At 70.9% G+C, this 22,445-nt stretch carries 18 protein-coding genes and 1 pseudogene; 16 read left to right on the top strand and 3 right to left on the bottom strand.

Annotated features, from left to right (window positions below; translation table 11 throughout):
* Nucleotides 1-123: 123 nt before the first annotated feature.
* The 6 genes from ACIOEW_RS20940 (at nucleotide 124) to ACIOEW_RS20965 (ending at nucleotide 10,182) form a co-directional block, all read left to right on the top strand.
* Nucleotides 124-1,134 carry an ABC transporter permease gene (locus ACIOEW_RS20940; RefSeq protein WP_362556076.1) on the top strand — a complete coding sequence of 337 codons (1,011 nt, stop codon included), beginning with the start codon at nucleotides 124-126 and terminating at the stop codon, nucleotides 1,132-1,134.
* The gene (locus tag ACIOEW_RS20945; protein WP_362556074.1) at nucleotides 1,131-2,144 is read left to right on the top strand and encodes an ABC transporter ATP-binding protein; all 1,014 of its coding nucleotides are present in this window, start codon (nucleotides 1,131-1,133) and stop codon (nucleotides 2,142-2,144) included. Before ACIOEW_RS20940 ends, ACIOEW_RS20945 begins: the two co-directional genes overlap by 4 nt.
* Nucleotides 2,145-2,175: 31 nt before the next feature.
* A complete protein-coding gene (locus ACIOEW_RS20950; RefSeq protein WP_362556072.1) occupies nucleotides 2,176-3,594 on the top strand; it encodes a GH1 family beta-glucosidase in 1,419 nt (472 codons plus the stop codon).
* 55 nt (nucleotides 3,595-3,649) lie between these two features.
* Nucleotides 3,650-5,521, top strand: a complete 1,872-nt coding sequence (locus tag ACIOEW_RS20955; RefSeq protein ID WP_401965080.1) for a discoidin domain-containing protein — start codon at nucleotides 3,650-3,652, stop codon at nucleotides 5,519-5,521.
* 122 nt (nucleotides 5,522-5,643) lie between these two features.
* The gene (locus tag ACIOEW_RS20960) at nucleotides 5,644-8,724 is read left to right on the top strand and encodes a glycoside hydrolase family 3 protein (RefSeq protein ID WP_401965082.1); all 3,081 of its coding nucleotides are present in this window, start codon (nucleotides 5,644-5,646) and stop codon (nucleotides 8,722-8,724) included.
* Between the two features lie 72 nt (nucleotides 8,725-8,796).
* Nucleotides 8,797-10,182, top strand: coding sequence for a hypothetical protein (locus tag ACIOEW_RS20965; protein WP_401965083.1), 1,386 nt, complete (start codon nucleotides 8,797-8,799; stop codon nucleotides 10,180-10,182).
* Nucleotides 10,183-10,333: 151 nt separating this feature from the next.
* On the opposite strand, the gene ACIOEW_RS20970 is transcribed toward ACIOEW_RS20965, so the two are convergent.
* Nucleotides 10,334-11,131 (bottom strand): ALF repeat-containing protein, encoded by a 798-nt coding sequence (locus tag ACIOEW_RS20970; protein WP_401965084.1) that lies wholly within the window; start codon nucleotides 11,129-11,131, stop codon nucleotides 10,334-10,336.
* A 296-nt stretch (nucleotides 11,132-11,427) separates the two neighbouring features.
* On the opposite strand from ACIOEW_RS20970, the gene ACIOEW_RS20975 reads away from it, so the two are divergent.
* The gene (locus tag ACIOEW_RS20975) at nucleotides 11,428-12,024 is read left to right on the top strand and encodes a dihydrofolate reductase family protein (protein ID WP_401965086.1); all 597 of its coding nucleotides are present in this window, start codon (nucleotides 11,428-11,430) and stop codon (nucleotides 12,022-12,024) included.
* Nucleotides 12,025-12,071: 47 nt separating this feature from the next.
* Here ACIOEW_RS20975 and ACIOEW_RS20980 read toward each other — a convergent pair whose 3' ends face one another.
* Complete coding sequence (locus tag ACIOEW_RS20980; protein WP_401965087.1) at nucleotides 12,072-13,694, bottom strand: adenosine deaminase; 1,623 nt, start codon at nucleotides 13,692-13,694, stop codon at nucleotides 12,072-12,074.
* A gap of 282 nt (nucleotides 13,695-13,976) precedes the next feature.
* Here ACIOEW_RS20980 and ACIOEW_RS20985 point away from each other — a divergent pair, with 282 nt between their 5' ends.
* From ACIOEW_RS20985 to ACIOEW_RS21000, 4 genes are all read left to right on the top strand, one after another.
* Nucleotides 13,977-14,450 (top strand): carboxymuconolactone decarboxylase family protein, encoded by a 474-nt coding sequence (locus ACIOEW_RS20985; protein ID WP_362556626.1) that lies wholly within the window; start codon nucleotides 13,977-13,979, stop codon nucleotides 14,448-14,450.
* Nucleotides 14,451-14,517: 67 nt separating this feature from the next.
* Nucleotides 14,518-15,213: a class I SAM-dependent methyltransferase gene (locus tag ACIOEW_RS20990; RefSeq protein WP_401965089.1), complete on the top strand. Its 696-nt coding sequence runs from the start codon at nucleotides 14,518-14,520 to the stop codon at nucleotides 15,211-15,213.
* Nucleotides 15,214-15,479: 266 nt separating this feature from the next.
* On the top strand, nucleotides 15,480-16,358 hold the full coding sequence (locus tag ACIOEW_RS20995; RefSeq protein WP_401965090.1) for a GH25 family lysozyme: 879 nt from the start codon (nucleotides 15,480-15,482) through the stop codon (nucleotides 16,356-16,358).
* 149 nt (nucleotides 16,359-16,507) lie between these two features.
* A complete protein-coding gene (locus tag ACIOEW_RS21000) occupies nucleotides 16,508-17,644 on the top strand; it encodes a glycoside hydrolase family 3 N-terminal domain-containing protein (protein WP_401965092.1) in 1,137 nt (378 codons plus the stop codon).
* Nucleotides 17,645-17,674: 30 nt separating this feature from the next.
* On the opposite strand, the gene ACIOEW_RS21005 is transcribed toward ACIOEW_RS21000, so the two are convergent.
* The gene (locus ACIOEW_RS21005; RefSeq protein WP_401965094.1) at nucleotides 17,675-18,598 is read right to left on the bottom strand and encodes an SDR family NAD(P)-dependent oxidoreductase; all 924 of its coding nucleotides are present in this window, start codon (nucleotides 18,596-18,598) and stop codon (nucleotides 17,675-17,677) included.
* A gap of 149 nt (nucleotides 18,599-18,747) precedes the next feature.
* Here ACIOEW_RS21005 and ACIOEW_RS21010 point away from each other — a divergent pair, with 149 nt between their 5' ends.
* The 5 genes and pseudogenes from ACIOEW_RS21010 to ACIOEW_RS21030 all read left to right on the top strand — a co-directional run bounded on the left by ACIOEW_RS21010 (nucleotide 18,748) and on the right by ACIOEW_RS21030 (nucleotide 22,324).
* Nucleotides 18,748-19,614: a helix-turn-helix domain-containing protein gene (locus ACIOEW_RS21010; RefSeq protein ID WP_401965096.1), complete on the top strand. Its 867-nt coding sequence runs from the start codon at nucleotides 18,748-18,750 to the stop codon at nucleotides 19,612-19,614.
* A gap of 369 nt (nucleotides 19,615-19,983) precedes the next feature.
* Entirely contained in the window at nucleotides 19,984-20,160 is a 177-nt protein-coding gene (locus tag ACIOEW_RS21015; protein WP_401965097.1) for a hypothetical protein, read from the top strand.
* A 16-nt stretch (nucleotides 20,161-20,176) separates the two neighbouring features.
* Nucleotides 20,177-20,618 (top strand): annotated as a pseudogene (locus ACIOEW_RS21020) (ATP-binding protein).
* Nucleotides 20,619-20,633: 15 nt separating this feature from the next.
* Nucleotides 20,634-21,677, top strand: a complete 1,044-nt coding sequence (locus ACIOEW_RS21025) for an NAD(P)/FAD-dependent oxidoreductase (RefSeq protein WP_401965098.1) — start codon at nucleotides 20,634-20,636, stop codon at nucleotides 21,675-21,677.
* The gene (locus ACIOEW_RS21030; RefSeq protein ID WP_401965099.1) at nucleotides 21,674-22,324 is read left to right on the top strand and encodes a class I SAM-dependent methyltransferase; all 651 of its coding nucleotides are present in this window, start codon (nucleotides 21,674-21,676) and stop codon (nucleotides 22,322-22,324) included. Before ACIOEW_RS21025 ends, ACIOEW_RS21030 begins: the two co-directional genes overlap by 4 nt.
* Nucleotides 22,325-22,445: the final 121 nt, after the last annotated feature.

The following is a 22,445-nucleotide window of genomic DNA, read 5'->3' on the forward strand; positions in this document are numbered from 1 at the left end:
AACTCCCCCATGGCCGAGGCCATGGGGGGACCCCCTTCGCGTTGGCTCGATCCTCCGCCTTGCGGCTGCACGCACCAGACCTCGCTCCCTGTCCGGCCTGCTCCGAACGAGAGGCACTAGCTCATGGCCGTCACCGCCACCGAGGTCGCCGTACTCGACGCGACCGAGACCCCCGCAGCGAGCAAGCGCAAATTCCGCTTCCTGCGCGGCCGCAAGACCGTCGTCGGACTCTGCATCCTGCTCTTCTTCGTACTGATCGCCGTCATCGGCCCGTGGATCGCTCCGTACGACCCCGACACGATGAGCAACGCCCTGCTCCAGCCGCCGTCCGGGTCCCACTGGTTCGGCACCACGCAGACCGGTCAGGACGTCCTCTCGCAGATCCTCGTCGGCACCCGCGGCGTCCTCGTCGTCGGATTCATCGCCGGGATCATCGCCACGATCCTGTCCGTGCTGATCGGCGTCAGCGCCGGCTTCCTCGGCGGCACCGCCGACGAGGTGCTCTCGCTGCTGTCCAACGTCTTCCTGGTCATCCCCGGACTGCCGCTGATCATCATCATCGCGAGCTTCGTCTCCGACACCGGCGACCTGCTGATCGCCTTCGTCATCGCCCTGACCTCCTGGGCCTGGGGCGCCAGGGTGCTGCGCGCCCAGACACTGTCGCTGCGCCGCCGCGACTACGTCGAGGCGGCCCGCGCCACTGGTGAGTCGACGTGGCGGATCATCTTCTTCGAGGTGCTCCCCAACCTGACGGCCGTCATCGCCTCCGGCTTCGTCGGCACGGTCATCTTCGCGATCCTCTCCGAGATCACCCTCGCGTTCATCGGCGTCGCCGACATCTCCAACTGGAACTGGGGGACCGTCCTGTTCTGGGCGCAGTCCAACCAGGCCCTCGCCCAGGGCGCGTGGTGGTGGTTCGTCCCGGCCGGGCTCTGCATCGCCCTGCTCGGCATGTCGCTCGCCCTCATCAACTTCGGCATCGACGAATTCGTCAATCCGCGCCTGCGCACCGAGACCGGCGGCTCCCGGAAGGTCCGGATGCGCGTCGGCTTCACCCCCGTGGCCCGTACCGCCGCGGCCCCGCCCGAGCGCGGCCGGCGCCACCGCACGCACGACAAGGAGTCCCGCTCATGAGCGAGCCCGTCCTCACCATCAGCGGCCTCAACGTGGACTACGGGACCGGCGCGGACGCCGTACACGCGCTGCGCGACATCGACCTCACCCTGCACCGCGGCGAAGTCCTCGGCCTCGCGGGGGAGTCGGGCTCCGGCAAGTCCACCCTGGCCTACGCCGTCACCCGGCTGCTCTCCCCGCCCGGCGTCATCACCGGCGGCGAGGTCCACTACCACCAGCGCGACGGCGAAGCGCTCGACCTGCTGACACTGTCGGCACCCGAACTGCGCGCCTTCCGCTGGCAGGAGCTGTCGATCGTCTTCCAGGGCGCGATGAACTCCCTGAACCCGGTCCACACGGTCCACAGCCAGCTCACCGACGTACTCCAGGCGCACCGCCCGGACATGAAGAAGAGCGAACGGACCGCGCGGGCCAAGGAACTGCTGAACCTCGTCGGCATCTCCGCCGACCGGCTCGGCGCCTACCCGCACCAGCTCTCCGGCGGCATGCGCCAACGCGTGATGATCGCGATGGCCCTCGCCCTGGAGCCCGAGATCGTCATCATGGACGAGCCCACGACGGCGCTCGACGTCGTCATGCAGCGCCAGATCCTGCGCCAGCTCGTCAGACTCCGTGAGGAACTCGGCTTCTCCGTCGTCTTCATCACGCACGACATCTCCCTCCTCATCGAGTTCTCCGACCGGATCGCGATCATGTACGGCGGCCGGATTGTCGAGGAGGCCGGCGCGTCCGACATCTACCGCGACCCCCGCCACCCGTACAGCGACGGGCTGCTGCACTCCTTCCCCGCGCTGCACGGCCCCCGCCGCGAGCTCAGCGGCATCCCCGGCTCGCCCCCGCACCTGTCCGCGATGCCGGCCGGCTGCGCCTTCCATCCCCGCTGCGCCAAGAAGGTCGACGGCTGCGACACCCACGTCCCGGTACTCGCCGCACCGGACGGGGACGGCTCCCGCTCGGTGGCCTGCTGGCTCCACAAGGAAGCCCCGGCCCCCGCAGTCGCCCGCCCGTAGCGACGTACGCACCGCACACCACAGGAGAACCATGAACCTCGTCACCCCCCAGGCCTACGCCCGCGAGATCGCAGCCCGGGCCGTACCCGGTCTGCCCGCCGACTTCCGCTGGGGCGTCGCCACAGCCGCCTACCAGATCGAGGGTGCGGCGGCCGAGGACGGCAGAACGCCGTCCATCTGGGACACGTACTGCAGGGTGCCGGGCATGGTCGTCCGCGGCGAGAACGGCGACGTGGCCTGCGACCACTACCACCGGATGCCCGACGACGTGCAGCTGATCGCGGACCTGGGCGTCGACACGTACCGCTTCTCGCTGGCCTGGCCCCGCATCCAGCCCGGCGGCCGCGGACCCGTCAACGCCAAGGGCCTGGACTTCTACAAGCGCCTGGTCGACGAGCTGGACTCCAAGGGCGTCACCCCGTGGATCACCCTCTACCACTGGGACCTGCCGCAGGAGCTGGAGGACGAGGGCGGCTGGCCGGCCCGCGACACCGCCTACCGCTTCGCCGAGTACGCCGCCCTCGCCTACGACGCCCTGGGTGACCGGGTGAAGCACTGGACCACGCTGAACGAGCCGTGGTGCTCGGCGATGCTCGGTTACGCGTACGGAAACCAGGCCCCCGGCCGGAAGGACTTCGGCGAGGCGATCCACGCCGTCCACCACCTGCTGCTGGGCCACGGCCTCGCCTCGCAGTACATGCGGGAGCAGGCCGCCGCCCGCGGCAACGAGCTCGAGCTCGGCATCACCCTCAACCTCGGTACCGCGACGCCCGCGACCGACAGCCACGAGGACGCCGAGGCAGCCCGCCGCGCCGACGGGCTCGGCGCCCGCCTCTACCTGGACCCGGTCGTCAAGGGCGCCTACCCCGCGGACATCGTCGCCGACCTCGCCGCCCAGGGCGTCGAACTCCCGGTCCAGGACGGTGACCTGGAGATCATCTCCACCCCGCTGGACGTCCTCGGCGTCAACTTCTACCGCGGCTCCCTCTTCTCCGGCGTGACCGAGGACGGCGCGACGACCGACGCCGACGGCCTGCCCGTCACCCGCGTCGTCGAGCGCGACCTGCCCCGTACCGCCATGGACTGGGAGATCACCCCCACCGCCCTCACCGACCTGCTCGTCCGTCTGGAGAAGGACTACGGCCTCCCGACGGTCATCACCGAGAACGGTGCCGCCTTCGACGACACCGTCTCCGCGGACGGCGCGATCCACGACGCCGACCGCACCACCTATCTCGCCGACCACATCGCCGCCGTCGCCGACGCCCGTGCTCAAGGGGCAGACGTCCGGGGGTACTTCGCCTGGTCGCTGATGGACAACTTCGAGTGGTCCTACGGCTACGACAAGCGATTCGGCATCGTCCGCGTCGACTACGACACGCAGGTGCGGACGCTCAAGGACAGCGCCAAGTGGTACCGCGACACCATCCACCTCACCCGCAACGCGTAGCCGCGCCCGCGCGCGTGGTCGCGCAGCCCCCATGCATACGAACGGGAGCCCCACCGTGCCCTCTCGTACGACTCTGGCAGCCGCCACCGCCGCTCTGATCGCCCTCGCCGCCCCCATGGCCTTCGCCGCCCCGGCCCCCCGGCCGGCGGCGCAGGCCGCGGCATGGGACACCGACCGGGCGGCCGCCGCCCACGCGGCCGACCCCGGCGCCGTCACCGCGTCCGGCAGTGAGAACGACGCCACCGGACCGGGGGCCGCCGCGGACGGCGACGGAGCCACCCGCTGGTCCAGCAACGCAGCCGACGACGCCTGGATCCGGGTGGATCTCGGCTCCACCCTCCGCATCAGCCAGGTCACCCTGGACTGGGAGGCCGCCTACGGCAAGAAGTACGTCCTGGAGGTGTCGAGGAACGGCACCGACTGGACCACCTTCTACACCGAGGACGACGGCACCGGCGGCACCGTCACCGCGCACACCTACCCGCAGGAGGTCACCGGCCGCTACGTCCGGATGCGCGGCATCCAGCGCGCCACCGCCTGGGGCTACTCCCTCTACTCCTTCAAGGTGTACGGAGGGGAGAAGGCCCCCGCCTCCACGACCCGTACCAACCTCGCCCTGAACCACCCCGCGTACGGCAACCTCTACCAGCACGCGGGCAATTCACCGGCCTTCGTCACCGACGGCGGGTGGCCGTCCGACCTCAGGGCGGACCAGTCGCGCTGGTCCAGCGACTGGAACGCGGACCGCTGGGTCGGCGTCGACCTGGGAGCCACCTCCACGATCGACACCGTCGACCTGTACTGGGAGGCGGCGTACGCCGTCGACTACCGGATCCAGGTCTCCGACGACAACCGCACCTGGCGCACCGTCTTCCAGCCGTCCGCCGCCGACGTCGCCGCCCGCCGCGCCGATGTGAAAGCGCCGGGGGAGGCCGCCGGACGCCACGACACCGTCACCCTGCCCACCCCGGCGACCGGCCGCTACGTCCGGATGCTCGGCACCGAACGCCGCTCCTTCTACAACCCCGCGCCCGCCACCGCCCAGTTCGGCTACTCCCTCTACGAGTTCCAGGTCTGGGGCACCGGAGGCAGCGCGGACGCCGCCTACCCGGCCCTGCCCAAGAACCCCGGCGGCGCGTACAGCACCACGTTCTTCGACGACTTCACCGGCTCGGGCCTGGACCGCTCCAAGTGGCGGGTGGTGCGCACCGGTACGGAGATGGGCCCCGTCAACGGCGAATCGCAGGCGTACGTCGACTCGACGGACAACATCCGCACCGAGAACGGCGCCCTCGTCCTGGAGTCGAAGTACTGCAAGGGCTGCACCCCGACGCCCAACGGCACCTTCGACTTCACCTCCGGCCGGGTCGACACCAACACCAGGTTCGACTTCACCTACGGCAAGGTCAGCGCCCGTATGAAGCTGCCGGTCGGCGACGGCTTCTGGCCCGCCTTCTGGATGCTCGGCAGCAATGTCGACGACCCGTCCGTCTCCTGGCCCGGCTCGGGCGAGACGGACATCATGGAGAACATCGGCTACGGCGACTGGACCAGCTCCGCGCTGCACGGCCCCGGCTACTCGGCCGACGGCAACATCGGCAAGCAGCAGACCTACCCGAACGGCGGCCGCGCCGACGAATGGCACACCTACGGAGTCGAGTGGACGCCCGAAGGCATGACGTTCACCGTGGACGACCGCGTCGTCCAGACGACCTCCCGCCAGAAGCTGGAGTCCACCCGCGGCCAGTGGGTCTACGACCACAACCAGTACGTGATCCTCAACCTGGCCCTCGGCGGCGCGTATCCCGCCGGCTGGAACAAGGTCACCACGCCCTACTGGGGCCTTCCGCAGTCCAGCGTCGACCGCATCGCCCAGGGCGGCGTCAGGGCCGAGATCGACTGGGTCCGCGTCGAGCAGAAGAAGTAACCGGCCCCCCCCCGCACCCCCGCACCACCCCCCGCACCTCCACGTCACACCCGCACCCCGCGCGCGGCACAGCATCCGCACCCCGCTGTGCCGCGCGCGGTCACCGCACCGAGGAGCCGCACATGCCACCACGCACCCGTCACCGGGCGAGACCCGCGACAGCCGCACTGGCCGCCGCCACCGTCCTCGCCGGCCTGCTCGCCGGGGCCGTTCCCAGCGCGGCGGCGCCCGCCGCTGCCGACGAGCCGGCACCCGTCGCCATCGACCGCTTCGAGGGCGAGGTCCCCTTCGCGAACCAGCCCGCCGAGGGCATCTTCACCTGGGGCGGCGACGCCGACGACCCGCCCACCCTGTCCCTCAAGGAGCGCGCGGACGCCCCCGAGGGCACCAAGGTCCTCGAAGGCACCTTCGACATCAGTGGCTACGGCGGCCTCAGCCACGACTACGCCGCGGACCAGCCCGCCCACGACTGGTCCGCCCACAAGGGCATCCGCTTCTGGTGGTACGGCCAGAACACCGCGCCCCTGCCGCCCGGTTCGGGCAAGAAGATCAGCTTCGAGATCAAGGACGGCGGCGCCCACGGCGAGGCCTCCGAGCTCTGGACCACCTCCTTCACCGACGACTGGGAGGGCTGGCACCAGGTCGAGATCCCGTTCGCCGACTTCACCTACCGCGGCGACTACCAGCCCGTCGGCGGCATCGACCAGGTGCTCGGCCTCGACGAGATGTGGGGCTACGCCCTCACCCTGCCGCCCGGCGCCCCCGGCAAGTTCGCCATCGACGGCATGGAGCTGTACGGGAAGGCGGACGCCGCACTGAAGGCGAGCGTCGTCACCGACGCGGCCGTGCACCCCGTCAAGCAGGGCGCCACCGCCGACATCGGCCTCTCCGTCGCCACCACCGGCTCCCTCCCGCTGGACGAGCCCGTCACCGTCGCGTACGAGACCAAGGGCGGCACCGGGGAATCCGGCACCGACTACGCCCCGGTCAGCGGCACGTACACCTTCCCTGCGGGCACCGCGTCCGGCACCACGCACCGCGTCTCCGTCACCACGCGGAAGATCTCGGGTGCCGCGTCCGCGAAGACGGTCCCGCTCGAACTCACCGTCACCGGCGCCAAGCCGCCGAAGGAGACCCCGCAGGTCGTCATCGACGCCCACGGGCTGCCCTACCAGAACTCGAAGCTGCCGGTGAAGCAGCGGGTCGCCGACCTGCTCGCCCGGATGTCGCCCGCCGAGAAGGCCGGCCAGATGACGCAGGCGGAGCGCAACGCGCTCGCCTCGCAGGGCGACATCGCCACGTACGACCTCGGCTCGCTGCTCTCCGGCGGCGGCTCCGTACCCACGCCCAACACGGCCGCGGCCTGGGCGAAGATGGTCGACGGCTACCAGCTGCGCGCCCAGGCGACCCGCTTCCAGATCCCGCTGATCTACGGCGTGGACGCGGTGCACGGCCACAACAACGTGATCGGCTCGACGATCATGCCGCACAACGTCGGCCTCGGCGCGACCCGCGACCCGAAGACCGTCGAGAAGACCGGCGCCGTCACCGCGAACGAGGTGCGCGCCACCGGCATCCCGTGGGACTTCGCCCCCTGCCTCTGCGTCTCGCGCGACGACCGCTGGGGCCGCGCCTACGAGGCGTACGGGGAGGACCCGGCACTCGTCGAGTCCCTGGAGACCGTGATCCAGGGCATGCAGGGCGCCGCGTCCGGCAAGGACCTGGACCGCAACGACAAGGTGCTGGCCACCGCCAAGCACTACGTCGGCGACGGCGGTACGGAGTACGGCTCCTCGACCACCGGTTCCTACCCCATCGACCAGGGCGTCACCAAGGTCACCCGGCAGGAGCTCGAAGCCGTCCACCTCGCCCCGTTCGACGACGCCGTCAAGCGCGGGGTCGGCACGGTCATGCCGTCGTACTCCTCGCTCGACATCCTCGGGGACGACGAGGGCCCGGTGAAGATGCACGCCAACGCCGAGATGATCAACGGTGTGCTGAAGGACCGGATGGGCTTCGAGGGCTTCGTCATCAGCGACTGGCAGGCGATCGACCAGATCCCCGGCGACTACGCGAGCGACGTCCGCACCTCCGTCAACGCCGGACTCGACATGATCATGGTGCCGACGGCGTACAAGGACTTCACGAAGACGCTTCAGGACGAGGTCACCGCGGGCCGCATCACCCAGGCCCGGATCGATGACGCGGTGTCCCGCATCCTGACGCAGAAGTTCAAGCTGGGCCTCTTCGAGAAGCCGTACGCCGACACGTCCAACCTCGACAAGGTCGGCTCGGCCGAGCACCGCGCCGTGGCCCGCGAGGCCGCCGCGAAGTCCCAGGTGCTGCTGAAGAACGACGGCGGCGTGCTGCCGCTGAAGTCCACGCAGAAGGTGTACGTCGCCGGCTCCAACGCCGACGACATCGGCAACCAGGCCGGCGGCTGGACCGTCAGTTGGCAGGGCTCGTCCGGCAACATCACCCCGGGCACCACGATCCTGTCGGCCATGAAGAAGGACGCGGCCTCGGTCACGTACTCCAAGGACGCATCGGCCGCCACGGACGGTTACGACGTCGGCGTCGTGGTCGTCGGAGAGACCCCGTACGCGGAGGGCATAGGCGACGTCGGCAACGGCCACGACCTGGAGCTGTCCGCCGCCGACAAGGCAGCGGTCGACAAGGTCTGCGCCGCGATGAAGTGCGCCGTCCTGATCGTCTCGGGCCGCCCGCAGCTCATCGGCGACCGGCTCGACGGCATCGACGCCCTGGTGGCCTCCTGGCTGCCTGGCACCGAGGGCGACGGCGTGGCCGACGTGCTCTTCGGCAAGCGCGCCTTCACCGGTCAGCTGCCGGTGACCTGGCCGAAGGCCGAGTCGCAGCTGCCGATCAACGTGGGCGACGCGGCGTACGACCCGCAGTTCCCGTACGGCTGGGGCCTCACCACGCTGAAGAAGCCCCCGGCCGGCGGCGAGCTCACGCTCGGCGCACTCGCGCTGGCCGCCCAGGTCGCGGAGAAGACCGGCCTCGGCCGGACGGACGTGGGCCGCACCATCGTCGGCCAGGCCCGGCTACTGGTCCAGCAGAAGATCAACGGAAAGCTGACGGAAGCGGTGTCCAAGCCGTTCGCCGACGCCGACCACCTGCTGCTCACCGGTGACCTGACCGGCGCGGTGGCGAAGCTGAGGGCGGCATACCGGGCCGCCTGAGACGTCGCGGGCGGGCGGCGGCGGCCGCCCGCCCGCAACGCATTTCTCACCCATGTGGGTTAGCGTCGAAGTATGCGGAACAGACCGTTCCCGAACTTCCTGGTCCCGGCCCTCCTGGCGGGGCTTCTCCTCCTGCTGTCGGCGGCCGCCCTGCTCCTGGCCCCCGCCGCACCGGCCGCGACCGGCGCCTCCACCGTCGACGACGTCGCCCAGGCACTCCGCAAGAGTCCGGTGTACGTCGATCCGGCAGCGGCAGGCCAGCTCTCCCGGAGCCAGGCCGACGCCCTGACGAAGAAGATCAAGGACGCGGACAAGCCGGTCTTCGTGGCCGTGCTGCCGCAGAGCTCCGCCTTTCCTGCGGACAGCGTGCTGCGCACCCTGCGTACGGACACCGGTATCACCGGCGTCTACGCGGTCCGCCTCGGCGACGGTTTCAACGCGGGCGCCGACCCGCGGGTGATGTCGCAGCAGGCGGTCCAGAACCTCACCGCGGCCGTGAAGACCCCCGGCGCGGACACATCCGCCGCGACCCAGCTGAACGCGTTCGTCGACCGGGCCGTCGAACAGGCCCGGGGCAACGCCCCGAGCTCCTGGGGCGGGGACGCGTCCCCCGGCCGCAGCTCGGCCACCGCGGGCCTGATCGCGGTCGGCGCGGTGGTGGTCCTCGGCGGCGCGGGCGCCTACACGATCGTGCGCCGTAACCGCAAGCGCAAGGAGGCCGAGGAACAGGCCGCCCTGGACAAGCTCCGGGTCGTCGTCGACGAGGACATCACGGCATACGGGGAAACCCTGGAGCGGCTCGACTTCCACCCTGCGGAGCCGGGCGCCGACGACACGATGCGCGCCGACTACGAGGGCGCCCTCGACTCCTACGAGAGCGCGAAATCCCGGATGGAGCACGCCAGGCACCCCTCGGACGTGCGCGGGGTGACGCAGGCGCTGGAGGACGGGCGCTACTCGCTCGCCGTCCTGGACGCCCGCCGCACCGGCGGCGAACTCCCGGCCCGCCGCCCGCCCTGCTTCTTCGATCCGCGCCACGGCCCCTCGGTCGCCGACGCCAGCTGGACCCCGTCGGGCGGTACGGCCCGCGAGGTCCCGGTCTGCGGCGCCGACGAGATACGGCTCCGGAGCGGCGAGGACCCGATGAGCCGCACCGTCGACATGGGCGACGGCAGCAGGCGCCCCTACTGGGAGGCCGGCCCGGCCTACGGCCCCTGGGCGGGAGGCTACTTCGGCGGCGGGCTGCTCCCGGGCCTGCTGGTCGGCACGATGCTCGGCTCGATGCTCTCCACCCCGGCGTACGCGGCGGAGTACGGCGGCGGCGACTTCGGCGGGGGTGACTACTCCGGCGGTGACTTCTCCGGTTCCGACTTCGACTCGTCCGGCTTCGGTGGCGGCGGATTCGGCGACGGCGGCGGCTTCGGAGGCGGCGGGGACTTCGGGGGCGGCGGCTTCTGAGTACGCGTGGGGGCTTCCGAGCATGCGTGACGGCTTCTGAGCACTCGGGGAAGTGCCGCAAGGACGGCCCGGCCGAGGCCCCACGATCCGTCGGACCGGCGTGGGCCGCCTTCCGGCGTCGGCCTCGGCGGGCCGCTCCTCGCGGCTGCGATCAGCTGTCGATCTCGTACTGGCCGACCGTCCGGAAGTGCCGCAGGGCCTCCGGGCTGCCGTCGTCGAGGACAGCCTGGATCGCGGCGTACATGGCGTCGCTGATGTCCGGGTCCGTGAGCATGCGGACGATGTACACCGAGTCGTCCTCGGCCTGGGCGAGCCGGTACCCCGTCCACCGGAAGGAGCTCAGGGCTTCGGGGGTGTAGGCGTCGAGGGCGTCGTTGGCCGCTCGTATCACCGCCTTGTCACCGTTCTGCGTGGCCACGCCGAGGATGCGGAGCACAGCGACGGAGTCGTCCTCGGCCTGGGCCAGGGCGTACCCCGTCTCCAGGAAGGCACGCAGGGCTTCGGGGGTTCGGGCGTCGAGGAGATCGTTGACCTCGCGTATCACCCTCTTGTCGCCGTTCTGCGTGGCCACGCCGAGGATGCGGACGACGGAGACGGTGTCGTCCTCGGCCTGGGCGGTGCGACAGCCCGTCTCCAGGAAGGCGCGCATGGCGTCCACTGTGCCGCCCAGAGCCTCGTTCGCCTCGCGCAGAACACCCCGCCCGGCGTTTTCGTCCGCGAGGATGTCCTGGATCGCGGCCCGGAGTTCATCCTCCGTCATCTCGTCGACAGGAGTGCCGGGGTCGGACGATGTGGCCGGGCAGGCCGTCGCCGGCGTGGGGGTGACGGGCGTGGTGGACGCAGCGGGGGTGGCCGACGCGGACGTGGCGGCGAAGGCCGGTGCGGTGAAGAGGAGGGCGGGCGTCAGAGCGGTTGCGGCGATCAGCAGCGCGGCGCGGGTCGATCTCATGGATGTGCCTCCAGGCGATGTATGTACGTCACATGAAGGATCCACGTGTTGCGTGGCTGGATCAAAGCGTTAGGCAGGCAAGGAACCGTCAACAACTGTTGCCGGGCCCGCCCCTGTTGCCGAACGCCGGTAGCGGCGGCCGGGACCGGTGACGAGGTTGGGTCCGTCCGGCGCCCGGTCGGGCGGTTCCCGCGCAACCACCGCGTGATCGCCGCGATGGTTTGCGATGAGTTCCGGGCGGCGTGGCAGTCTCACTTCCCGTACACCTGATCCGCGGTCCACGAGGAGAGAGTCACATGCGCATCGTTATCAGCGAGTTCATCAGCCTGGACGGCGTCGTGCAGGCGCCGGGCGGTGCCGAGGAGGACACGGACGGCGGCTTCGCCCACGGCGGCTGGTCGCACCCCTTCTTCGACCCGGAGGTGGTGGGCGGCGCGTTCGACAGCGCGATGAGTTCGGCCGAGGCGCTGCTCTTCGGCCGCCGCACCTGGCAGACGATGGCCGGGGCATGGCCCGAGCGGGCCGGGGACCCCTTCGCCGACCGGATGAATGCCATCGAAAAGTACGTCGTGACCGACACCCTGGGCGACGGCGACCTCACGTGGAACAACACCGAGCGCATCCCCGGTGAGAAGTTCGTGGTCCGCATCCAGGAGCTGCGCGAGAAGGACGGCGGCAACCTGTTGGTCATGGGCAGCCCCACCCTTGTACGCAGCCTGCTGAGCGAGGGCCTCGTCGACGAACTCCAGCTCGTGATCATGCCGGTGCTGCTCGGCGGCGGTAAGTCGATCTTCCCCGAGGACGGCGGGCTGCGCACCCTCGAACTGGTCTCGACCGTCATCAACGGCACGGGCGTGCAGGTCTGTACGTACCGGCCGGTCGCGGACGCGTAGGGGTGCGGGGCCACGGCCCCGCACCCCCTGTTCCGGTCGGTGCCGGGTCAGCGGCGACCGGCGTGGTCGCGCTCGAAGGCGGCGAAGGCCGTCTCCTGACGCCACTGGGTCGCGGCCTTCGGGTTGTCGGCGAGGTAGCGGCCGCAGCGCGCGCTCGGGCGGTCGGCGCCGGGCCGGCTGCCGGCGCAGGCGGGGACCAGCCGATATCCGGAGGGGGCGGAACCGGTGGCCCACAGGCTGCGGCCGTCGCGGAAGGCGTACTCCAGCGAGGCGCGGGCCAGGTCCTTCAGGGTGGTGTAGCCGAGTTCGTACGTCTTGGCGGCGTACTGGTACTCGTGACTGATGTCGATCCGCGAGACGCCCGGGTCGTCGGTGGACAGGACCACCGGGACGCCGTAGCGGCGGTAGGCGTTGAACGGGTGGTCGGCGCCCGAGATGCCGAGGATCTGCTTGTTGCTGGAGAACGGGACCTCGACCGCGACCTGGCGCCGTGCCATGGTCCGGGCGAGCTGCCGCCAGTCGTCCTCGTGAACCAGGTCGACGCCGTGGCCGATGCGTTCGGCACCGGCGACGAGGACGGCCTCACGGATGTGGAAGGTCAGGTCCTCGGGCTTGACCAGACCGGGGGCCAGCTCACCGGCGTGCAGGGTGAGGTGGGCGTCCGGGTACTGGCCGCGCAGGTACTGCAGCATCCGCATCTGGAGGCTGTAGTTGCTCAGCGAGCTGTCCCAGTCCTCCGGCTGCACGAGGTTGACCGCGACGAACCTCGGGTCACGCTCGGCCAACCGCAGGCCGAGCGCCATCTGCGTGAACACCCGTTCCGGGGAACTGCCCCGGGAAACCTGGGAGATCCAGCGGACGGGCAGCCGGCAGCCCGGGTCGGGACGGTTCGTGTCGCAGTGCGCGGTCGCCCGGAACTGCGCGTTGGCGTCGTCAGCCTCCTGGACCGCCTCGTTCACGACCTGGTCGAGCTGACCGCCGGCCAGGAGCTTGCGGTGGAAGGCGGCCAGGTCGGCGTCGTAACCCACCGCGTCGGCAAGCTTCTTGGCACTGTCCGAGGCGGGAGTGACCATGGTCTCCAGGTAGAACTGGTTCTGCTCCACGACGGTGTTGGCCACATTGGCCAGCAGCTTGCCCCGGTCCCACGTCGCCAGACCGAACTTGCCGAACGTGTCGAAGAAGTGGTCGTGCCCGGACTCATCGGCGGGGAAGTCCTGCATGGACCAGGCCCGGATGATCTGCTGCCGGAAGGCGGCGTCCGTACGCGCGTCGGCGGCGGGCCGCGTGCCCGTACCGCAGGGCGGCGCGACGGCTGTCATCGTCGCGTCGATGCACAGGCCCCGCTCGATCGCGAGCTTGATCAGATACTCCGTCGAGGCGGCACCCGACAGGTGGTTGTGGAGGTCGCCGCCCTTCGGCAGCGCCTTGAAGAAGGCCTTCAGCCGCTCGGGCCTGCCCTGCGACGCATCGAGGTACGCGGCGGTCCTGCGCTCGGCCGCGGTCACCTCGCGGGGTGAGACGAACCCGGTGGCCTGCGGCGACGCGTCGGCGGAAGGTGCGGCGGCGGCCTCGGCCGGGATCGCCGGGAGCAGCGTCAGCACGGCGAGCGAGCCGAGCCCGGCCAGGAACGGGTACTTGGGACGGCGTGCCGTCCGGAAGGTTGAGATCACCGCCGAATGATCGCGTCCGGGAGGGCGTTTATCCCGCGAACCGCCTCCAAGGTGCGGAACGTCCACTCGATCGAGTGCGGGCCCGGGGCGCGTCCGCGCACCGCGACCGGGGCCGCGACCGCCCTGCTGCCGTCCTGGCCGATCCCCCGCCCGTACTGACCGCGCGTCGGCCGGTCCCGGTGCCGCAGGTGAGGGCCGCCGTCACATCGGTGCGTGTCACGTCCTGCCGGTCCGCTCCGTCAGGGAGGTGTAGTCACCCACCACGGCACAGGAGCTCACCCGATGGATGCTCGATTGAACGTTTTCACCAACACCGTCGCCTCCAAGGCGCTGAAGCACATCATCTCCGCCGGCAAGGTGCTCGCGGACTCGACGCTGCCGCTTGCGACCCAGGAGCTGGTGAGGCTCCGCGCCAGTCAGATCAACGGCTGCGGCTTCTGCACCGACATGCACACCAAGGACGCCGCGCACGCGGGAGAGACCGCGGTCCGCCTCAACCTCGTTGCCGCGTGGCGAGAGGCCACAGTGTTCACCGAGGCCGAGCGCGCCGCCCTGGAGCTGACGGAGCAGGGCACGCGCATCGCGGACGCGGCCGGTGGTGTCACGGACGAAGCCTGGGCGAACGCCGCCAAGTACTACGACGAGGACCAGCTCGCCGCCCTGGTGTGCGGGATCGCCCTCATCAACACCTTCAACCGCGTGAACGTCATCGTCCGGCAGCCCGCCGGCGACTACACGCCCGGCCAGTTCGGCTGACCAGCAGAACCTGCCCGCCACCGCCGGTGCCGTCGGGCACCGGCGGTGGCGGCACTACATTGGGGCGATGGCTGACATGCCCCTGTCTCCGCCGGAGCCCGGCAGTGCCGACGACGTCGTCCGTTCGTGGGACGCGCGCGCGGACCACTATCTCCGGTTGTTCCGCCACGAGTTGGACGGCAAGTCCTTCGACGTGGATGCCCTGAACGCGTTCGCGGGGCGAGTCGTCGAGGGCGGCAGGGTGTACGACGCAGGCTGTGGACCCTGCGGCCATGTCACGGAGCTGCTGACCGCCCGCGGTCTCGACGTGCTGGGCATCGACCTCTCGCCGCGCTGCGTCGCCCTCGCGCGGCAGGAGAGGCCCGGGTGCCGGTTCGCGGTCATGGACCAGCGGGACATCGCGGGGGAGCGGCTGGACGGGCTGGTCTCGTACTACTCGCTGCACGACCGGCCCAAGAAGGAACTGGCCGGCACGCTGACGTCATGGGCTGCGGCCGTCCGGCCGGGAGGGCAGCTGCTGATCGTGGCGAAGGAGGGGACGCGCGACGGTGTCATCGACGATCCGCTCGGCGGCGATCTGCAGGTGTACTGGGCGGAGTTCACGGAGTGCGAGCTCCGGACGGCGGCCGGTGGCGCGGCCTTCCGCGTCGACGACTGCACGGTGCGCGAGGCGTACGACAACGAGATCCCGACCCGCCGCATCTACCTCGCTGCCACCCGCGTGGGCCTCGCGCCGCCACCGTGCCGATCCCGGCGTCCGTGATTGCGGGCAAAGCGCCTTCGGGGATCGGAAGACCTTGGGTGGCGCCTTGAAGGAGACCTTCCGGCGGACCCGTCAGTTCGAGAAACTTCCGTCCGGCGCCGGCCGTTCGTACAGCTCAGTGGAGCGGGGATTGGTCTAGACCACTAACGAAGAGGAAAACTATTTACCTCGCGCCTGCTCCTGTGGCTGACTATGACGTGTTCGCGACAACTCGACGCGCGTAGAACGTCGCCGAACGCCAGTCCCCCCACAAGCAGGAGGCCGCCATGTTCCCCCGGAGTATTTCCCTCAAGCGCACCCAGAAGAGACTCACCGTGGCCGGTGTCGTCGGTACGAGCGCCGCACTGCTGCTCGGCCTGATGTCCGGCACCGCGTCGTCGGCTCCTCTGTCGGACAACGGCGTGCCCTACGGCAAGGGGTACATGGGCGTCGGCTACGTCCAGGACAGCAAGGACTTCAAGCCGGACACCCGCCAACTGCACCTCGGCGCACGGGCGGACGCCAACCTCAAGGCGAACCCCGAGGGCGTCGACGTCTCCAGCTGGCAGGGAGGCATCAACTGGAGCTCGGTCCGCGGCGCGGGCATCGAGTTCGCCTGGATGAAGGCGACCGAGGGCCTGACCTACAAGGACCCGACGTTCAGCGCCAACTACCTGAACGCCTACAACGCGGGCGTGATCCGGGGCGCGTACCACTACGCGCGGCCGGACGTCTCCGGTGGCGCGGTCCAGGCCGACTTCTTCGCGAGCAACGGCGGCGCATGGTCCCGCGACAACCTCACGCTCCCCGGGGTGCTGGACATCGAGGGCACCTGCTACGGCTACTCCCAGGCCGGCATGCAGCAGTGGGTCCTCGACTTCTACAACAAGTACAAGGCCCGCACGGGCCGTGACGTCGTGATCTACACCAGCCCGAGCTGGTGGAACACCTGCACCGGCGGCTGGAGCGGCATGTCCGCCCGCAGCCCGCTGTGGGTCGCGAACTGGACCACCGGCACCCCCAGCATCCCGGCGGGCTTCCCCTACTACACGGTCTGGCAGTACTCCTCCACCGGTGCGGTGAACGGCGTCTCGGGCAACGTCGACCGCGACCGCTTCAGCGGTGACCGCTCCCGCCTGCTGGCTCTGGCCAACAACACCCCGTGACGGTGGACGCCGGAACACGTTGCCCCGTCCCGGGCGTGGCCTCTGCGTGAGGGGTACGGGGGCCGGAGCGGCCGCACCCGGTCGCTCCGGCCCCGCGTTCCCTCCCGAGGTTCTGCCCGGCTCCACGACAGTTCGCGAAGGAGTACGTCATGCGCTCGACACCACCCCTCAGCAGGCGCGCCGCGCTGATCGCCGGAACCGCGGCCCTGGCCGCGGGGCTGGGGCCGGCGACCGGTTCCGAAGCGGCCGTACGGATGCCCGAGGGCTCAAGTCCCCGCGTCGCCGCGCTGTCCCCGCAACAGCGCGCCGGGCAGTGCGTCATCCACTCCTACCCAGGCCTCACGCCCCCCGCCTCCCTGATGAACGCCATCAAGGAAGGCCGCACGGCCGGTGTGATCTTCTTCGGGGAGAACATCCAGAACCTGACCCAGATCGAGAGCGTCATCCGGTCGATGAACGCGGCGCACGCCTCGTCCCCCGTGCAGACCCCGCTGCTCCTGATGACCGACCAGGAAGGCGGCATGATCCGCCGCCTGCCCGGTGAGCCCGTCATGTCCGCCAAGGACGTCGGCGCCTCCGCCGACCCGCACCAGTGGGCCGACTTCACCGGCAGCGGCGCGGGGATGAACCTCGCCGGCATCGGCATGAACGTCAACCTCGCCCCGGTCCTCGACGTCTACCGCCAGGCCGGCGACTTCACCGACCAGTACGAGCGCTCGTACAGCAAGTCCGCTGCTGCCGTCGCCAGTTGCGGTTCGACCTTCATCACCGCTCAGCAGGGCGTCGGTGTCGCCGCCACCGCCAAGCACTTCCCCGGTCTCGGTCCCGCGTCCGCGAGCCAGAACACGGACCTCCGCCCCGTCACCATCACCACCTCCGCGGCCACCCTGCGCAGCGTGGACGAGGCACCGTACCGGGACGCCATCGCCGCCGGCACCAAGCTCGTCATGCTGTCCTGGGCCATCTACACCGCCCTGGATCCCAGCCGTCCCGCCGGTCTGTCCCCGACCGTCGTCGGTGAACTGCGCAACCGGCTCGGCTACACGGGCGTCACGATCACCGACGCCCTGGAGGCCGGTGCGCTCCAGCCCTTCGGCAGTACGTCGCAGCGCGCCGTCACGGCCGCGTCCGCGGGCATGGACCTGTTGCTCTGCTCGTCGCGCAGCGTCTCCCAGGGCGACGAGGCGGTGACCGCCCTGAGCGACGCTCTGGCGTCCGGCGAGCTCGACGGCACGGCTTTCGACGCCGCCGCCGCGCGTGTCGCCGCTCTCCGCACCGGGCTGTGACGAGCGGGCGCTCCCGTCGCTGCGACCGTCTCAGGCGGCGCACGTCGCGGTGAACCGTTCGACGGTGTCCCAGAGCTCGCCTTCGCGCCGGGGATCGTAGGACTCCAGCGACGACCGGGCCGCACGGGTGCGGTCCACGTAGGACCCGGTCGGTGCCGTGGTCGCGCCGAGGACGACGTCGGCCAGGTAGCGCCCTGCGGCGTTGCGGCCGGTCGCGAACGGGGTGAGGGCCATGACCGGCAGGATGCGGCGCATCGCGAACCGGGAGACGGGTCCCGCGTTCCGGGCGAGGCCGGTGCCGGGGACGAACCCCGGGTTGTAGGCCACGGCGTCGACCCCGGCCGGCAGCCGGCGCGCGTACTCGTGCACCAGATAGATCGCGGCCAGCTTGCTCGTGGAGTACGCGGTACGCCCGCCGGCTGCGGTGTCAGGCTTCGGGAAGGCGCCCGGACGGGCGAGGACGTCCGGGGACTTCCACACCGGGCCGGGGACCATGCCCATGTTGTGCTTGAAGTCCCCGAAGTGGGTGTCGCTGGAGGTGATCACGATGCGGGCGGGCGCCACGAACCGGTCCTGGAGCAGCCGGACGAACAGGTGGTTGGCAAGCACGTTGATCGCGAAGGTCGACTCGAACCCGTCGGGCCCCTCGGTCAGCGCGTTCGTGTACTGCATGCCCGCGTTGCCCACGAAGCCGCGCAGCGGCGGAAGCTCACCACGCTCCAGCCGCTCGCGGATCTCGACGGCGGCCGACCGGACGCTGTCCAGCGAGCCGAGGTCGGCCGAGACGTACGAGACCGCGTGCCCGCCCGCGCTCAGCTCTGCGGCCAGGCGTACGCCGGAGGATCCGCGGCCGACGACGAGGAGGTGCGCGTCGGGCGACCGTCGCAGGATGTGCTCCGCGGCGATGCGGCCGATGCCGCGACTCGCGCCCGTCATCACGATGGTGTGCTGCATGGGAGGCCTCTTCCGCTGCTCAGCCGGTGCGTGCCCGGCTGAGCACATCACCACGTTCGCGGCTTGTGCCGCCGTCAACCAGTGCCGTCCCCGTGCCCAGGACCGGCAGTACCCAGGCTCGTCGGGTGCCGAGCGGCGAGAATGGATCCATGGCTGCCTCCCGCCCCACCTTCGGTGCACTCCTGCGCGCCTGGCGTGACCGCCTCTCCCCGGTCGACGCCGGCCTCACCGCGACGGCCGGCCGCCGCGCCCCGGGACTGCGCCGCGAGGAGCTCGCGCAGCTGGCCGGGCTCTCGGTCGACTACGTCCTGCGCCTGGAGCAGTCACGCGCGAGGAATCCCTCGGCCCAGGTCGTCGGCGCCCTCTCCCGGGCCCTCCAGCTCTCCCGGCCCGAGCGCGACCAGCTGTACCGCAGCGCCGGGCTTCTGCCCCCGCAGGACGGCACGGTCAGCACCCATGTGCCCCCGGGCATCCAGCGGCTGGCGGCGCGCCTGGGTGACGTCCCGATCGGGGTGTTCGCCGCCGACTGGACCCTGGTGTGGTGGAACACCATGTGGAGTGCCCTGCACGGCGAGCCCTCCGCTCTCCCCCCGGCCGAACGGAACCTCGCCCGCGCCTTCTTCGGTACCGGCGCCGCTCGCGCCTCGCTCTATCCCATCCGGTCCGAGCGCGGACAGGACGCCTCCCAGGCGTCGATCGTCGCCGACCTCAAGGACGCCGTCTCCCGCTACCCGGCGGACGGACGGCTCGATCGTCTCGTACAGGACCTACGGGAGGAGTCCGAGGTCTTCGCCCGGCACTGGGCCACGCAGACAGCAGCCGCCCAGCACGTCAGCGACCGCAAGACGGTCCGGCATCCGGAGATCGGCGACATCCTGCTCGACTGTGACGTCCTGATCGTTCCGGGCGCGGACCTGCGCATGGTCACCTACACGGCAGCGTCCGGAAGCAGCGACGAGGGCAAGCTCGACCTGCTGCGTGTCACGGGAGGCCGCACCGCCGCCGCGCGGCCCTGACGTCCTTACTGTCTTGGCTTCGTTCTGGTCGGATTCGTTCCGTCCCCTTGGGAGGCCAGGGTGGGTCTGACGAGGCCGTGTGAGCAACGCTCCGTGACACGCAGCTGTCGCCAGTCGGTATGCGGTCTTGCGTTTGGGTATGCCCGCTGGACAGCAACGGTCGTGAAGGGCGATGCGTCTGTGCATGCGCGCCAATCCTTCGTAGGGACAGATCTGTTGAGGGGGCCTTCATGGACAAGGACACTGAGCGGGAGCGCAGCGCGGAGACAGAACCGAACGCGTATGAGCGGGTCCTCGCAGAGGACCGGCGGGTAGTCCGGGAGGCACTGCGCTCAAGCCGGGGCACACGGCGGTCTGGTGGTGACGGCCGTGGCACTCGGCGCGGTCGGGGCTTTGGATGGCCCGAAGTGGCCGCTGATCATTGGCGGCGTATTCGCAGCCTGGTTTGCGCTGGCCTCGGCCGTTGTCCGCCGACGCGGCGGACGGGGCTGGAAGGCGATCGAGCGCGCGTACATCGCGACCTTCGGCTGGGCCCAGTGGTTCTGACCTGACCTGACCTGACCTGACCGGTGTTCCGCTGCGGGCAGCGACGCCCGGAGCGCGCCCACCGAGGCGGAGGTTCGCGCGCGAGGCGCTGGTCGACTGGGCGTGCGGGGTGGATGTCGACGACGTGCTGCTCTGCGTGAGCGAGCTCGCCACCAACGCGCCCGTGCACGGGGTGCCGCCGGGGCGCGGGTTCCGTCTCCACCTCTGCTGGGAGACGGGGCGGAGGCGGCAGGCTCCGTGTCGAGATGCATGACAGTGGCGCGGGCGAGGTCCCTACCGACCATCACTCCGAGCCGGGCCCCGGTGCCGAAGGCGGGCGCGGGCTGCTGCTGGTCTCGGCGCTCGCCGACGCGTGGGGTGTGGGGGAGCGGAGTCCCGGCAAGGTCGTCTGGTGCGAGTTTGCCGCTTCGGCAAGGATGTTTGCCGGATCGGAGCCCGGCGCGCACCATCTTCCGTAGATGGAGGTGTTTCGCATGAGCGACATGACGCAGACGTACGACGTGGTGGTCATCGGCGGTGGGGCCGCAGGCCTGAGCGGGGCGCTGGCCCTGTCCCGGGCCCGGCGTTCGGTGCTGGTGATCGACGCGGGCAGCCCGCGCAACGCACCCGCGTCCCACGTGCACAACTACCTCGGCCGCGAGGGCACCCCGCCCTCGGAGCTGGTGGCCGCGGGCCGCAAGGAGGCGGCCCAGTACGGGGCCGAGATCGTCGAGGGTGAGGTCACGGCGGCGGAGAGGCTGCCTGGCGGGGCCGGGTTCCGCGTCGTGCGGGGGGACGGGGCCGTTGTCACCGCGCGGCGCCTCCTTGTCACCACCGGGCTCATCGACGAGCTGCCGTCGATCCCGGGCCTGGCCGAGCGCTGGGGGGAGGACGTCCTGCACTGCCCGTACTGCCACGGCTGGGAGGTCCGGGACGCGGCGATCGGCATCGTGGCGCTGACGCCGATGGCCGTGCACCAGGCGCTGCTCTGGCGACAGTGGAGCGCCGACATCACTCTCTTCCTCCACAACGGGACCGAGCCGAGCGACGAGGAGTACGAGCAGCTGGCCGCGCGAGGCATCGCCGTGGTGGACGGAGAGGTGACCGGGCTGGAGGTGAGCGACGACCGTCTCACCGGGGTGCGGCTGGCCGGTGGCCGGGTCGTGCCGCGCGAGGCCGTCGTGGTCCAGCCGCGCTTCACGGCGCGTTCCGGGGTGCTCGACGGCCTCGGTCTGCACGCCACGCCGCTGGAGATGGGCGGTCACACCCTCGGTACGTACATCGCGGCCGACCCGACCGGAGCGACGGAGGTGCCCGGGGTCTGGGTGGCCGGTAACGTCGCGAGTCTGATGGAGCAGGTCATCGGTTCCGCCGCGGCGGGGCTGAAGGCCGGCTCGGCCATCAACGCCGACCTCGTCGGCGAGGACACCCGTCGCGCGGTCGAGGCCCGCCGCGCACCCTTCTCGGCCGAGGCCGAGCGGCAGGTCTGCGAGAAGACACTCGGAAACCGCCGTCACGGACTGCAGGAGACACGATGACAACCGACAGCACCGCCTCCGACGCGGCCAAGGTGTCCGACGCCGAACTCTGGGACGAGCGCTACCGGGAGAGCCACCGTATCTGGAGCGGCAACCCCAACACCGCGCTCGTCCGTGAGGTGGAGGGCCTGAAGCCGGGGCGTGCCCTGGACCTCGGGTGCGGCGAGGGGGTCGACGCGGTGTGGCTCGCCCGCCAGGGCTGGCAGGTCACCGCCACCGACATCTCGCGCGTCGCCCTGGACCGGGCCGCCGAACACGGGGCCGATGCGGAGGTCGCCGACCGGATCGACTGGCAGTTCCACGACCTCGGGGTCTCCTTCCCCGAGGGGGAGTACGACCTGGTCTCCGCGCAGTTCCTGCACTCGATGGGCGACCTGCCGCGCGAGCAGATCCTCCGCCGGGCCGCGGCGGCGGTCGCACCCGGCGGCGTGCTCCTGATCGTCGGCCACGCAGGCTTCCCGGCCTGGGAGCACGACCACGCGGACATGCAGCTCCCCACCACGGACGAGGTGCTCGCCTCCCTCGAACTCCCCGAGGAACAGTGGGACGTGCTGGTCAGCGCGGAGCACGAGCGCGTGCAGAACGACCCGGACGGGAACCCCACCACCCGTACCGACAACGCGCTGAAGGTCCGCAGGCGGCGCTGACGACGGGCGCCCCACCCCGATGGTTCGTGGCCGGCCCGCTCCGATCGTGGTGCTGGCCGGCCCGTCCGCGCGATGTCGACTGCGTCGGCTCGGGTGTCCTGCTACCGGCTGGGTGTGAGTA

Source organism: Streptomyces sp. NPDC087901, from assembly GCF_044742205.1.
Classification (GTDB): domain Bacteria; phylum Actinomycetota; class Actinomycetes; order Streptomycetales; family Streptomycetaceae; genus Streptomyces.